The organism is Rhodococcus sp. (in: high G+C Gram-positive bacteria), assembly GCF_049591685.1.
GTDB lineage: Bacteria > Actinomycetota > Actinomycetes > Mycobacteriales > Mycobacteriaceae > Rhodococcoides.
The window spans coordinates 1-12,528 of record NZ_JBAWFH010000539.1 but is presented as its reverse complement, the minus strand read 5'-3'; the positions used below and the strand labels follow the sequence as shown (position 1 = coordinate 12,528).

General features: G+C 64.7%; 14 protein-coding genes and 4 tRNA genes. 4 read left to right on the top strand and 14 right to left on the bottom strand.

Annotated features, from left to right (window positions below):
* The 5 genes from WBQ44_RS22140 to WBQ44_RS22120 form a co-directional block, all read right to left on the bottom strand.
* On the bottom strand, nt 1–89 hold an 89-nt coding region (locus tag WBQ44_RS22140), incomplete at its 3' end, for an OB-fold domain-containing protein (protein WP_495568810.1).
* Complete coding sequence (gene ruvC, locus WBQ44_RS22135) at nt 86–700, bottom strand: crossover junction endodeoxyribonuclease RuvC (RefSeq protein WP_495568808.1); 615 nt, start codon at nt 698–700, stop codon at nt 86–88. The genes ruvC and WBQ44_RS22140, both read right to left, overlap by 4 nt.
* Before the next feature lie 123 nt (nt 701–823).
* The gene (locus WBQ44_RS22130) at nt 824–1,579 is read right to left on the bottom strand and encodes a YebC/PmpR family DNA-binding transcriptional regulator (protein ID WP_495568807.1); all 756 of its coding nucleotides are present in this window, start codon (nt 1,577–1,579) and stop codon (nt 824–826) included.
* Nucleotides 1,580–1,688: 109 nt separating this feature from the next.
* Nucleotides 1,689–2,315, bottom strand: a complete 627-nt coding sequence (gene pdxT, locus WBQ44_RS22125) for a pyridoxal 5'-phosphate synthase glutaminase subunit PdxT (RefSeq protein ID WP_495568806.1) — start codon at nt 2,313–2,315, stop codon at nt 1,689–1,691.
* Entirely contained in the window at nt 2,312–3,163 is an 852-nt protein-coding gene (locus WBQ44_RS22120) for an acyl-CoA thioesterase (protein ID WP_495568805.1), read from the bottom strand. Before WBQ44_RS22120 ends, pdxT begins: the two co-directional genes overlap by 4 nt.
* A 63-nt stretch (nt 3,164–3,226) precedes the next feature.
* Between WBQ44_RS22120 and WBQ44_RS22115 the strand changes: the two genes are divergently transcribed.
* On the top strand, nt 3,227–3,862 hold the full coding sequence (locus WBQ44_RS22115) for a nucleoside/nucleotide kinase family protein (RefSeq protein ID WP_495568804.1): 636 nt from the start codon (nt 3,227–3,229) through the stop codon (nt 3,860–3,862).
* A 10-nt stretch (nt 3,863–3,872) separates the two neighbouring features.
* Here the strand turns inward: WBQ44_RS22115 and pdxS are convergent, their stop codons facing one another.
* The 9 genes from pdxS to WBQ44_RS22070 all read right to left on the bottom strand — a co-directional run bounded on the left by pdxS (nt 3,873) and on the right by WBQ44_RS22070 (nt 11,975).
* A complete protein-coding gene (gene pdxS, locus WBQ44_RS22110) occupies nt 3,873–4,799 on the bottom strand; it encodes a pyridoxal 5'-phosphate synthase lyase subunit PdxS (RefSeq protein ID WP_495568803.1) in 927 nt (308 codons plus the stop codon).
* Nucleotides 4,800–4,917: 118 nt separating this feature from the next.
* Nucleotides 4,918–5,970, bottom strand: coding sequence for an NUDIX hydrolase (locus WBQ44_RS22105; protein WP_495568802.1), 1,053 nt, complete (start codon nt 5,968–5,970; stop codon nt 4,918–4,920).
* A complete protein-coding gene (locus WBQ44_RS22100; RefSeq protein WP_495568801.1) occupies nt 5,970–7,094 on the bottom strand; it encodes a glycosyltransferase family 4 protein in 1,125 nt (374 codons plus the stop codon). The genes WBQ44_RS22105 and WBQ44_RS22100 overlap by 1 nt, the downstream gene beginning before the upstream one ends.
* On the bottom strand, nt 7,091–7,996 hold the full coding sequence (locus tag WBQ44_RS22095; RefSeq protein ID WP_495568800.1) for a phosphatidylinositol mannoside acyltransferase: 906 nt from the start codon (nt 7,994–7,996) through the stop codon (nt 7,091–7,093). The genes WBQ44_RS22100 and WBQ44_RS22095 overlap by 4 nt, the downstream gene beginning before the upstream one ends.
* Nucleotides 7,993–8,664 (bottom strand): phosphatidylinositol phosphate synthase, encoded by a 672-nt coding sequence (gene pgsA / locus WBQ44_RS22090; protein WP_495568799.1) that lies wholly within the window; start codon nt 8,662–8,664, stop codon nt 7,993–7,995. The genes WBQ44_RS22095 and pgsA overlap by 4 nt, the downstream gene beginning before the upstream one ends.
* 22 nt (nt 8,665–8,686) lie before the next feature.
* On the bottom strand, nt 8,687–9,229 hold the full coding sequence (locus WBQ44_RS22085; protein ID WP_495568798.1) for an ATP adenylyltransferase: 543 nt from the start codon (nt 9,227–9,229) through the stop codon (nt 8,687–8,689).
* Nucleotides 9,230–9,236: 7 nt separating this feature from the next.
* Nucleotides 9,237–11,282, bottom strand: a complete 2,046-nt coding sequence (gene thrS, locus WBQ44_RS22080) for a threonine--tRNA ligase (RefSeq protein ID WP_495568809.1) — start codon at nt 11,280–11,282, stop codon at nt 9,237–9,239.
* A 102-nt stretch (nt 11,283–11,384) separates the two neighbouring features.
* Complete coding sequence (locus tag WBQ44_RS22075) at nt 11,385–11,840, bottom strand: TIGR02611 family protein (protein WP_495568797.1); 456 nt, start codon at nt 11,838–11,840, stop codon at nt 11,385–11,387.
* 63 nt (nt 11,841–11,903) lie between these two features.
* Nucleotides 11,904–11,975: transfer RNA gene (locus tag WBQ44_RS22070), tRNA-Val, on the bottom strand.
* Nucleotides 11,976–12,224: 249 nt separating this feature from the next.
* Here WBQ44_RS22070 and WBQ44_RS22065 point away from each other — a divergent pair.
* The 3 genes from WBQ44_RS22065 to WBQ44_RS22055 all read left to right on the top strand — a co-directional run bounded on the left by WBQ44_RS22065 (nt 12,225) and on the right by WBQ44_RS22055 (nt 12,504).
* Nucleotides 12,225–12,296: transfer RNA gene (locus WBQ44_RS22065), tRNA-Gly, on the top strand.
* 18 nt (nt 12,297–12,314) lie between these two features.
* Nucleotides 12,315–12,385, top strand: a tRNA-Cys gene (locus WBQ44_RS22060).
* Between the two features lie 44 nt (nt 12,386–12,429).
* A tRNA-Val gene (locus tag WBQ44_RS22055) sits at nt 12,430–12,504 on the top strand.
* Nucleotides 12,505–12,528: the final 24 nt, after the last annotated feature.

The window sequence follows — 12,528 nt, the reverse complement described above, 5'->3', positions numbered from 1 at the left end:
GCGTTGATGCGGTAGCCGACGCCGGATGCCTCCAACACCGCGTGGTCCAACGCGATCTCGAGAACTTCGCCTCGTATGGACGCGATCATCGAGCTCCCGCCTCTTTCTTCGCTCGTTGAAGTTTCTTCGCTGCGGCCGCTCGTGTCTTGCGTTCCTCGGCCAACCGCGTCTCGTACCTGCGCTTCTGCTCGGCCGCCATTGCTTCCGCCTGCGCCATCCGAGCGATCATCGGTGCCCGCCAGCAATGGCAGATTCCGAGCGCGAGCGCGTCGGCGGCGTCCGCGGGAGTCGGTGCGGTCTGCAAACCGAGTATGCGCATGACCATCGCGGTGACCTGAGCCTTGTCCGCGCTGCCGTTCCCGGTGACAGCGGCCTTCACCTCACTGGGGGTGTGAAAGCAGACGTCGATGCCACGGCGTGCCGCGGCGAGAGCGATGACTCCCCCGGCCTGGGCTGTACCCATGGCCGTCCTGACGTTGTGCTGCGCGAACACCCGCTCGATGGCGACAACGCTCGGCTTGTGAGTGTCGAGCCAGTACTCCGCGGCTTCGGAGATGCGCAGCAGTCGCTGCGCGAGATCCATGTCGGCGGGCGTACGTACGACGTCGACGTCGAGGGCAACGACGCTGCGTCCCGCGCCGCCCTCGATCAGGCTCAAACCACATCGGGTGAGACCTGGGTCGACTCCCATCACCCGCACGGTGTCACCACTTGCGCAGCTGCCCTACCGAAGACCGAGATCACGCCGCCACCTTCCGCTTACGAACTGTTGTTCGATAGCGTAACGGAGTCAGCCACGGTAAACGGTGCGCGACACCCCTCCTCAGTCTTCGTCGAGCTCGGCCAGCACCTCGTCGGACACCTCGACGTTGGAGTAGACGTTCTGGACGTCGTCACTGTCCTCGAGCGCGTCGATCAGCTTGAATACCTTGCGTGCGCCGTCGGCGTCCACCGGAACGCTGACCGACGCTTGGAAGCTGGCCTCGGCCGAGTCGTACTCGATTCCGGCTTCCTGCAAGGCAGTTCGCACTGCAACCAGGTCGGTCGGCTCGCTGACGATCTCGAAGGTGTCACCGTTGTCGGTGACCTCCTCGGCTCCTGCGTCGAGCACTGCCATCAGGATGTCGTCCTCGGACTGGCCGTTCTTCTCCAACGTCACCAGGCCCTTACGGGAGAACAGGTAGGACACCGAACCGGGGTCGGCCATGTTGCCACCGTTGCGGGTCATCGCCACGCGCACTTCGCCCGCGGCGCGGTTGCGGTTGTCGGTGAGGCATTCGATGAGTACCGCGACGCCATTGGGCCCGTAGCCCTCGTACATGATGGTCTGCCAATCGGCCCCGCCGGCTTCTTCACCTGCTCCGCGTTTGCGGGCGCGTTCGATGTTGTCGTTGGGAACCGACGTCCGCTTCGCTTTCTGAATAGCGTCGAACAGGGTCGGGTTTCCCGAGATATCGCCACCACCGGTGCGAGCTGCCACCTCGATATTCTTGATGAGCTTGGCGAAAGACTTGCCTCTTCTGGCGTCGATCACCGCCTTCTTGTGCTTGGTGGTGGCCCATTTGGAGTGGCCGCTCATGCGATGGAGCCCCTTTCGTACCGACGACAAGTGTTCATAGTTTACGCGCGTGCAGATGCGTCGACTCCGGCCAGCCCGCGGCGAACGTCGATGGTCGAGCGCCAGGCGTTCAGTCGGCGCGCACGAGATCGACGAACCGGCGATGCACTCGTCGGTCACCGGTGACCTCGGGATGGAAGCTGGTGGCCATCACCCGGCCCTGCTGCACGGCCACGATCCGTCCGGCTGCCGGGCCCTCCGGCACCGTTGCGAGCACTTCGACGCCAGGGCCGACACGTTCGACCCACGGCGCCCGGATGAAAACCGCTCGAACGGCATCGCCGCCGATACCGCTGAATTCGAGGTCCGTCTCGAAGGAGTCCACCTGACGACCGAATGCGTTGCGGCGGACGGTGATGTCCAACCCGTCGAGGTGGTGCGCGTCCGATCGAGTGTCCAACACCTCGCTCGCCAACAGGATCATTCCCGCGCACGAACCGTAGGCGGGCATCCCGTCCTTCAGCCGCGCCCGGAGCGGCTCGAGTAGGTCGAACACGGACAGCAGCCGGCTCATCGCCGTGGACTCGCCGCCCGGGATAACGAGGCCGTCGACGGACTCGAGCTCCTCGGGACGACGGACGGTGACAGCACGGCCGCCGCCGGCGTTCACAGCGTCGATGTGTTCGCGTACGTCACCTTGCAGAGCGAGCACCCCGATCGTCGGGCCTGCGGCGGACGACGGGTGCGCACCGCTCACTTGGGCGCGAACGGATCGGTGACGGTCTTGCGCGGGTCACGTTCGATGCGCATCAGCCCCTCCTGCACGACGGCGGCGACCATTCGACCCTGCCGGTCGAAGATGCGCCCCTGCGCGAGGGCTCGCCCGAAGTCCGCCGACGGTGACGTCTGGTCGTAGAGCAACCACTCGTCGGCGCGGAACGGGCGTAGGAACCACAGCGCGTGGTCGAGCGACGCAGTCTGCGTCACCACGCTCGGATGCGGCACCTTCGCCGATCCGATGAGCGTCATGTCCGACATGTAGGCGAGGGTGCAGACGTGAAACACCTGACTGTCCGGCAACGGATCCCGGTAGCGGAACCAGACCCGCTGTTGCGCGGCGAGGCTCGCATGCTTCTCGGTCTGCTCGTCCGGGATCTTGCGGATATCCCACTCCTTCCACTCCTCGTAGAAGGAGTTGTCGAAGTCGGGCAGATCGCGGGGGTCCGGCAAGCTCTCCGGATTCACCACCCGAGGCATCGTGTCCTGGTGCGAAATCCCCTCGTCCTCGACGTGGAAGGACGCCGACATGGTGAAGATGGCCTTGCCGTCCTGGATACCGGTCACCCGACGAGTACAGAACGATCGGCCGTCGCGAATGCGCTCGACCATGTACACCGTCGGCTCGGTCGGATTGCCGGGCCGAATGAAATATCCGTGCAGGGAGTGGACCCGGAAGTCCTCCGCCACCGTGTTCACCGCCGATACCAACGCTTGGCCTGCCACCTGCCCACCGAACGTGCGCTGCAGCAGGCTGGGGAATGTCCGACCGCGAAAGATGTCGTTCTCGATGCGCTCTAGTTCGAGAATATCCTCGATACTGGCCATGGGTCACCTTTCTCGTCACTGCTGATGAAGGCTAACAATCACCGGTGCAGGCAGGATGGACTGGTGCCCAACCGTGACTCCGAGGCTGCGCTGCCGATATTTCCCGAACTACTGGTCGATCGGATAGTCGACCGCATTCCCGCCGGTGAACGCACGATCGTGGTGGTCGACGGACCGGATGCCGCTGCCCCGATCGAGTTCGCCGGACGTGTCCGCAACCGAGTTCGAGGCACCGGACGGGCGTGTGAGGTAATAGATCTGCACGATTTCGTGCGACCGGCATCACTTCGCTTCGAATACTCGCGAACCGACGAATTGACTTACCGCACTGCATGGTTCGACTTCGACGCGGTAATTCGCGAGGTCGTCGCCCCGCTTCGTCCAGGTGGCCGCGGAACCTATCTGCCGCGTCTGTGGGACGAGGCGTCCGACCGGTCGGCTCGTGCACGCCTCGTCGACGCAGCCCCGGACCAAGTTCTCGTCGTCGCGGGCCCGACAATCCTGGGCAGGATCGACGACGCGTCGGTGATCGTTCACCTGAAGCTCGGTCTCGGTGCATTGCGCAGGCGTACAGAGACCGAGCAGCAGTGGACTATCGAGCCGCTCACCAGGTATTACGCCGACATCGCCGTCGAACCCGATGTCACCGTGCGCTGGGACCACCCCGACAAGCCGGCGATACTGCCCCGGCGGACATGAGGCGTTTCGGTCACCAACCGCGCTCGGCGAGACGGTGGCCCACGGGGAGATCGTCCACGTTGATTCCGACCATCGCTTCACCGAGGCCGCGGGAGATCTTGGCGAGCACGTCGGGGTCGTCGTGGAAGGTGGTGGCCTTGACGATTGCTTCGGCGCGTTCCTTGGGGTTGCCGGATTTGAAGATTCCGGAGCCCACGAAGACGCCTTCTGCGCCGAGTTGCATCATCATCGCCGCATCGGCGGGCGTTGCGATTCCACCCGCGGTGAACAGGGTGACCGGGAGCTTGCCTGCGCGGGCTATCTCGACGACGAGGTCGTAGGGCGCCTGCAAGTCCTTGGCCGCTACGTACAGCTCGTCCTCCGGGAGGGAGGTGAGTCGACGGATCTCGTCGCGAATCTTGCGCATGTGCGTGGTGGCGTTGGAGACGTCGCCCGTTCCAGCTTCGCCCTTGGACCGGATCATCGCCGCGCCTTCGGTGATCCGCCGGAGCGCTTCGCCGAGGTTGGTGGCGCCACACACGAACGGGACCGTGAAGTTCCACTTGTCGATGTGGTTGGCGTAGTCGGCGGGGGTCAGAACCTCGGACTCGTCGATGTAGTCGACGCCCAGGCTCTGCAAGATCTGCGCTTCGACGAAGTGGCCGATGCGCGCCTTCGCCATGACAGGGATGCTGACGGCTTCCTTGATGCTGTCGATCATGTCCGGATCGCTCATTCGCGACACGCCGCCCTGTGCGCGAATGTCCGCGGGTACGCGTTCGAGGGCCATGACCGCGACGGCGCCCGCGTCTTCGGCGATCTTCGCCTGGTCCGCCGTGACGACGTCCATGATGACGCCGCCCTTGAGCATCTCGGCCATGCCGCGCTTGACGCGAGCGGTTCCGGTACCGGAGCCGTTGCCGGTGGCGCTGGATGTGGGCACGATGGGGGTACTCAAGGCGGTCTCCTGAAGTGAGGGAACAGTGCTGCGTCCGCGTGCAACATCCGCGGCGCGACGCCGAGCGTAGGCCGGAGTGGACGCCGATTCCATAGCCAATCGCGAAACGCTGGACCTTTCAGCGAATAGCGCGCACCTCGGGCTCGGTGCGGCGCGCGAGAACGATGTTGACCTCGTCCATCAATTCGGCCAAGTCCTGTGGGTAGACCGTTTCGCCGGTTGCCGTGAGCAAACGAATCTCGGCCTCGGTGCACCACTTGTGCCCGGTGACCGTCCGGCGCTCGAAGTCGGTGAACCAACCGTGCTCGGGGACGAACTCTTGAACGCGGTGCGCAAAGAACAACTCTTCGCTTCTGATCAGTGTTCCGTTGAACGGGAACGTCGCAACCCGGCGCCACAACGGCCCCTTCAGGTCACCGGCTTCGACGTCGAGTCCGGTTTCCTCGCGCACCTCGCGAACGGCGGCGTCGCGCAGTGTCTCGCCCGATTCGACTGCACCGCCGATAGTGAACCAGAAGTACACCTCGGGAACGGTGGGGTCGTGTCCGCGCAACAGCAGCACCCGGCCCCGCTCGTCGACGAGAACGACCCGCGACGACGTGCGCTGAACTGCCCGCTCGGCAGGACCGAACGTCGCCGACGCGCTGCGTTCGGCGATTTCGAAGTACGTCGGCAACGGCGCCCGCCCGCCGAGGTGGAGTAGACGGACCGGACCGGACCCGCGCAGTGCCAGCGTGTCTCGTACCGCATCGTTGTGGAACCGCCGGGCGATGAGCACCCGCGCTTCCGCGTCGGCGAGCTCGGCAACGAGTTGAGGAGGCAGGTCGGCCGCATCGAGGGAACCCAGCGCCATCGACACTGCATTCTCGGCATCTTCGCGGGTCGTTCGATCTGCGCGCTCGGCGGCGTCCGCCAGTGCGGCGAGGCGACGGCTCTGGTCCATCGCCTCGGAGCCCGGGCTCACGTCGGGCCTTGCTCTGATCGCGGCCGACACCGCGCGCGCAACCACGGCACGGCGAGCCAGCGCGGAGTCGAGCGATTGCCACGCAAGGTCGGAGCGCACATGCAGTCGGTCCAACCGGTTGGCCGTCGCGTACGCCCACAACCCGACGAGCAGCACGAGAACAGAAACGAGACCGACGACGAGAACTGTCAGAGCGGAAAGAGTCATCAGCTCGCCGCTCGTACCTTCTGGCCACCGACGGTGACGGCCTCGTACACCCGCATGATCTGCTCGGCGACAACCGGCCAGTCGTAGTCGGCGACCGCACGCGTCGCGGACTCCACCAACCCCGCCCGAAGGTCGACGTCGGACAAGACCCGATCGAGGGCCAGCGCAAGGGCGGCAGAATCGTCGACGGGCACCAGAAGACCCGCGGCCCCGTCACGCAACACTCGCCGGAACGCGTCCAACTCGCTGGCCACTACCGCGGTTCCCGACGCCATCGCCTCGACGAGCACGATGCCGAAGGACTCGCCGCCCAGGTTGGGCGCGCAGTAGACGTCGACGCTGCGCATCGCCGAGGCTTTGGCGTCGTCGTCGACCTGGCCGAGGAATTCGAGGTGCTTCGACAGCTCGCCGGCATCTCGGCGTAGCTTGTCCTCGTCACCGCGTCCCACGACGAGCACCTGTACGTCGGGGTGCGACTCGACGAGATCGGGAAGCGCCGCGAGCAGAACGGCCATACCTTTGCGCGGTTCGTCGAAGCGTCCGAGGAACAGTACTGTGCCGCCGGTGCGGGGGTACCCGGGCAGCATCGGCGCGCGCGCGAAAGCCTGCACGTCGACTCCGTTCGGAATCTCGACGGCGTCACTGCCCAATGCCTCGACCTGCCATCTGCGTGCCAGCTCGGACACTGCGATGCGGCCGCTGATCTTTTCGTGGTACGGCCGGAGGACACCCTGAAAAGTGCTCAGTACCAACGATTTCGTGGTGGAGGTGTGGAACGTCGCCACGATCGGCCCGTCCGCGGCCTTGAGCGCCAACATCGACAACGAGGGGGCGTTGGGCTCGTGAATGTGCAGAACGTCGAAGTCGTTCTCTGCTATCCAGCGCCTGATTCGCGCGTAGGTGATCGGCCCGAATCGCAGCCGGGCCACCGACCCGTTGTACGGAATGGCCAGGGCTTCGCCCGCCGAGACGACGAAGTCCGGCAACGCGGTGTCCTCCGACGCGGGCGCAAGCACACTGACGCGATGTCCGCGTTCGATGAAGACCTCGGCGAGCTGTTGAACGTGGGCTTGGACGCCACCCGGTACGTCGAAGGAGTACGGGCAGACCATCCCGATCTTCACGTTCCCTCGATCCGTGCTCGTCGCTTCTCGGACAGGTCGGCGAGCCACAGCGGTTGCAGCATGTGCCAGTCCTCGGGATGCTCCGCGATGTTGGATGCGAACCGGTCTGCCAGCGCCTGCGTCGCAGAAGCAACTCCCCCGCTCACGTCGATCCGCGGTGAAATCGTGAAGCCCCATCCGTCGCCGTCGAAAAAGCAGTGCACCGGAAGCAGATGGGCGCCGGTGTCGACGGCGAGTTTCGCCGGGCCCGCCGCCATGCGGGTCGGCTCACCGAAGAACGTGACGGGCACTCCGTGGCGCGCGAGGTCGCGTTCACTGAGCAGGCACACGACTTTGTTGTCCCGCAGACGTTCCGACAACGCGGCGAGCGGCGGAACCTCACCCCCGCTGAGCGGGAAGATTTCGAATCCGAGGCTCTCGCGGTAGTCGACGAAACGCTGATACAGCGACTCGGGTTTCAATCTCTCCGCAACCGTCGAGAACCGTCCGTAGTAGCGAACGAGCCACATGCCCGCCATGTCCCAGTTGCCGCTGTGCGGCAGAGCGAGCACTGCGCCGACCCCTTCGGCCAGAGCGGCGTCGAGATGCTCGCGGCCGTGCACACAATTGTCGATTTCTGCCGCTTGCCGATCCAGATTCATCGACGGCAGGCGGAACGCTTCGCGCCAGTATCTCGCGTAGGAGCGGACACTGGCGCGGACGAGGTCGTGCGGAACCTCTGCTGTCGAAACGCCCAGTACGCGGGCAAGATTGGCTCGAAGTTGTTCCGGTCCGCCGCCGCGTTTCGCAGCGAAGTCGGCTCCGAAGTCGAACAGTCTGCGCGCCGCTCCCTCTGGAAGTCCGCGGACGAGCCGCCACCCGGCCGCATACCCGACGTCACCGGCCCGTTCCGACAAAGTCACGGCGACTCCGGCGGCTCGACTGTGGGCGCACCGGTGATGATATCGCGCGCACCCTCCGAGCGGCGGACCGCCAGAACGCGTTGGAACACCGTCACCACGGACAGCACCGCCAGAATCCACATCGCCGGGAAGATCACGCTGTCGAGCCACGGCACGTCGTAGTGCCGTCCGATACCGGTCAGGCCCGCACCGACCAACACGACGACCAACCTGTCCGGGCGTTCGATCCATCCACCGTCGGCCGACAGTCCACTCGCCTCGGCGCGTGCTTTCGCGTACGAGATGACCTGCGAGGTGACCAGACAGATGAGCGTCGCGACGAGCAGCATCTTGTCCTGCTCGGTATAGATGGCCCACCAGGCGAGACCGGCGAAGATGGCACCGTCTGCGACTCGGTCACACGTTGCGTCGAGTACGGCACCGTATTTGCTGCCGCCGCCTCTGGCTCGCGCCATCGCACCGTCGAGCATGTCGAACAGAACGAAGAGCGTGATGACGATCGCGCCCCAGAAGAGGTACCCCGCAGGGAACATGGTGACCGCTGCACCCACTGTGACCACGGTGCCGATGAGGGTCACCGAATCCGGGGTAAGGCCCGTGTTGTTGAGCGCTCGCCCCAGCGGCGCGGTCACTTTGGACACGGGTGCGCGCCCGAAGATGCTCAGCACTTCGATATCCCGTCGCGGTCGATCATGCGACCCAGGCCGATGCCAGCAGAGCCCGAGTATCGCGGAGAAGCTGCGGCATCACCTTTGCGCCACCGACGACCGTGATGAAGTTCGCGTCGCCGCCCCATCGCGGGACGATGTGTTGATGAAGATGCTCGGCGAGCGACCCACCCGCCGCGGACCCGAGGTTGAGGCCCACATTGAACCCGTGCGGATTGGACACCGCCTTGATGGTGCGAATTGCCCGCTGCGTGAACGACATCAATTCGGCGCTCTCGGCCCCGGTCAGATCTTCGAGCGCGGCGACACGACGGTACGGAACGACCATCATGTGCCCCGGGTTGTACGGGTAGAGGTTCAGAACCGCATAGACCTGCTCACCTCGTGCTACGACGAGTCCGTCCTCGTCGGCCATCTTCGGGATGTCCGAGAACGGTTCGCTGGACTGGTTCTTCGTACCCGGGGCCTCGGCGATGTACGACATCCGATGTGGTGTCCACAGCCGTTGGAGCCGATCGGGGTCGCCGACTCCGGTGTCGACGATCGCCGCGTCCTGTTCGGGCATGTTCAGCTCACTCCTGGTTCGTGAAGAGCGTGGCAGTGGGTGATGCGTTGTTACGGGAGGAGATCCACTCGGAGATCGCGTCGACCGCGCGATCGACTGCGACGCCGTTGACCTGGGTGCCGTCCCGGAAGCGGAAGCTGACCGCGCCTGCTTCGACATCGCGCTCGCCTGCGAGCAACATGAACGGGACCTTCTGCGCCGTCTGATTGAAGATCTTCTTCTGCATCCGGTCGTCGCTGGCGTCCACTTCGGCGCGGATGCCGCGCTTTCTCAATGCTGCGACGACCGAGAACAGGTGATCCTGGTGTACCTCGGCCACAGGAATGCCGACCACCTGAACCGGGGAGAGCCACGCCGGGAACGCACCCGCATAGTGCTCGGTGAGCACTCCGAAGAAGCGCTCGATCGAACCGAACAGGGCGCGGTGGATCATCACCGGCCGTTCCTTCGAGCCACCGCTGGCAGTGTATTCGAGCTCGAAGCGTTCGGGCAGGTTGAAGTCCAGCTGAATGGTGGACATCTGCCACGTGCGGCCGAGAGCATCTTTGGCCTGCACCGAGATCTTGGGTCCGTAGAACGCCGCGCCGCCGGGATCGGGTACGAGGTCGAGACCCGACGCAGCGGCTACCTCGGCGAGCGTGTTGGTGGCTTCTTCCCACACCTCGTCGCTGCCGACCGACTTTTCCGGGTTACGAGTGGACAGCTCCAGGTAGAAATCGTCGAGCCCGTAGTCCTTCAGCAGGCCCAGCACGAATTCGAGCGTGCTGGTCAGTTCGTTTCGCATCTGATCACGCGTGCAGAAGATGTGCGCGTCGTCCTGGGTCATGCCGCGGACGCGCGTGAGGCCGTGAATGACACCGGACTTCTCGTAGCGGTAGACGGTTCCGAATTCGAACAGCCGCAACGGAAGTTCGCGGTACGAGCGCCCACGCGACCGGAAGATCAAGTTGTGCATCGGGCAGTTCATCGGCTTCAGGTAGTAATCCTGGCCGGGCTTGCGGACGGCACCGGAGTCGTCCAGTTCGGCATCGAGGTGCATTGCGGGGAACATGCCGTCGCGGTACCAGTCGAGGTGGCCGGACACCTCGTACAGGTGCCCTTTCGTGATGTGCGGGGTGTTGACGAAGTCGTAGCCCTCTTCGATGTGCCGCTGCCGCGAGTAGTTCTCCAACTCGTTGCGGATGATGCCGCCCTTGGGGTGGAAGACGGGCAAGCCGGATCCCAGCTCGTCGGGGAAGCTGAACAGGTCGAGTTCCGAACCCAGCCGGCGGTGGTCGCGGCGTTCGGCCTCGGCGAGCAGTTCCATGTGCGCGTCGAGCGCTTCGGGCGACTCCCAGGCAGTGCCGTAGATGCGCTGAAGCCCCGCGTTCTCCTGGTTGCCACGCCAGTAGGCAGCCGAGCTACGGGTCAGCTTGAACGCGGGTACGTATTTGGTCGTCGGAATGTGCGGTCCGCGGCACAGGTCGCCCCAGATGCGCTCGCCGGTACGGGGATTGAGGTTGTCGTAGGCGGTCAGTTCGCCGCCGCCGACCTCCATGATCTCCGGATCGTCGATGTCGGACTTGTCGTCCACGAGTTCGAGCTTGTACGGCTCGTCGGCCAGCTCTTCTCGTGCCTGTTCGACGGACTCGTACACCCGGCGCGAAAAACGCTGCCCGGCCTTGACGATCTGCTTCATCTTCTTCTCGAGCGCAACCAGATCTTCGGGCGTGAACGGCTCGGCGACGTCGAAGTCGTAGTAGAAGCCGTCTTTGATGAACGGCCCTATGCCGAGCTTCGCCCCCGGAAAGAGATCCTGCACTGCCTGTGCGAGGACGTGCGCGGCCGAGTGCCTGATGACGCTGCGCCCGTCCTCGGTGTTGGCCGGCACCGGAGCCACTTCGGCGTCGACCTCGGGGGCCCACGACAGATCGCGTAGCTTCCCGTCGGCGTCTCGAACCACCACGATGGCATCCGGGCCCTTGTTCGGGAGTCCTGTGTCGCGAAGCGCCGTTCCGGCGGTCGTTCCTGCCGGCACCATGATGCGGGCGGGCGAGACGGCGGTTACGGGCATGGTCACAGCGATGTACTCCTCGGTTGTGCTTCGTGGTCGGTAAGACCGATGACAGCCTATCGGCTGCAGGGCCGGGACTCCCCCTCACAGTGCGCCGAGCGGCTAGAGCGGACTGGCCAGCCAACTCCAATCGAGACCGACCCAGCCGGCGACGAGGGCGAGGGCGCCCAACAACCACAGAGTCGCGAGGACGACGAGCGTGGTGAGAAGAATACCGAGGCCCTTGACGACGATGGACTGCCTGCCGAACCACTCCATGAAGCGGTCGTAGTGTTTGCGGACGAATTTCAGAAGTCGGTTGGCCCACGTGAACTCCGAGGCCAGGATGCCGAGGCCGGCGAACACGATGAGCCAACCCGGTCCGGGATAGGGGATGGCAAGGATGCCCACGGCGAGGACGAGGATTCCGACGACGGCGATCGTGATGCGATAGGCGAGGTCGACGCTCCTGTTGGCTGCGATTCGCGCGCGGATGCGCCGCCGTCGTTCCGAAATTCGCTCGAAGACGCTCTGGTCCTCATGCTCCGTCTTCTCGGTTCGAGCATCGTCTGCGGTCACCGCATCAGGTTACCGAGCGAACGAAAAAGCCCCACGCAGCATGCGCGGGGCTTTTTCGTGTTGTGGTCCCGGCTGGGATCGAACCAGCGACCTTCCGCGTGTGAAGCGGACGCTCTTCCACTGAGCCACGGGACCGTCTTCGTCCGTTCGCAGTTGCGCGCTCGAACGAGGCAAAACATTAACACGCGGCCGGATGAGACTTCGAATCGCCCTCGGGCCACTTCGGCCGACGATCGACCACCCGCCGTAGGTCCCGAATTCCGACCCGAACCATCAGCCAACCGCCCTGAAAACAGATCCTGACCACCTGATTTGTGAGTTTGTCAGCTGTTGGTCTAATGTTTTCACCGCACCACGGAGACAGCAACTTCCTCCGCGGAGCATGCGGATGTGGCGCAGTGGTAGCGCATCACCTTGCCAAGGTGAGGGTCGCGGGTTCGAATCCCGTCATCCGCTCGAGGGACTAGGGCCCATGGTGGAGTGGCCGAGTGGTGAGGCAACGGCCTGCAAAGCCGTGCACACGGGTTCGATTCCCGTCTCCACCTCGTAACGAAGCGAAGGTCCCGACGGACTTTGCTTGACAGGACCTGCGCGATTAGCTCAGCGGGAGAGCGCTTCCCTGACACGGAAGAGGTCACTGGTTCAATCCCAGTATCGCGCACCAGCATTCGCACGCGAGGCCCGGTTT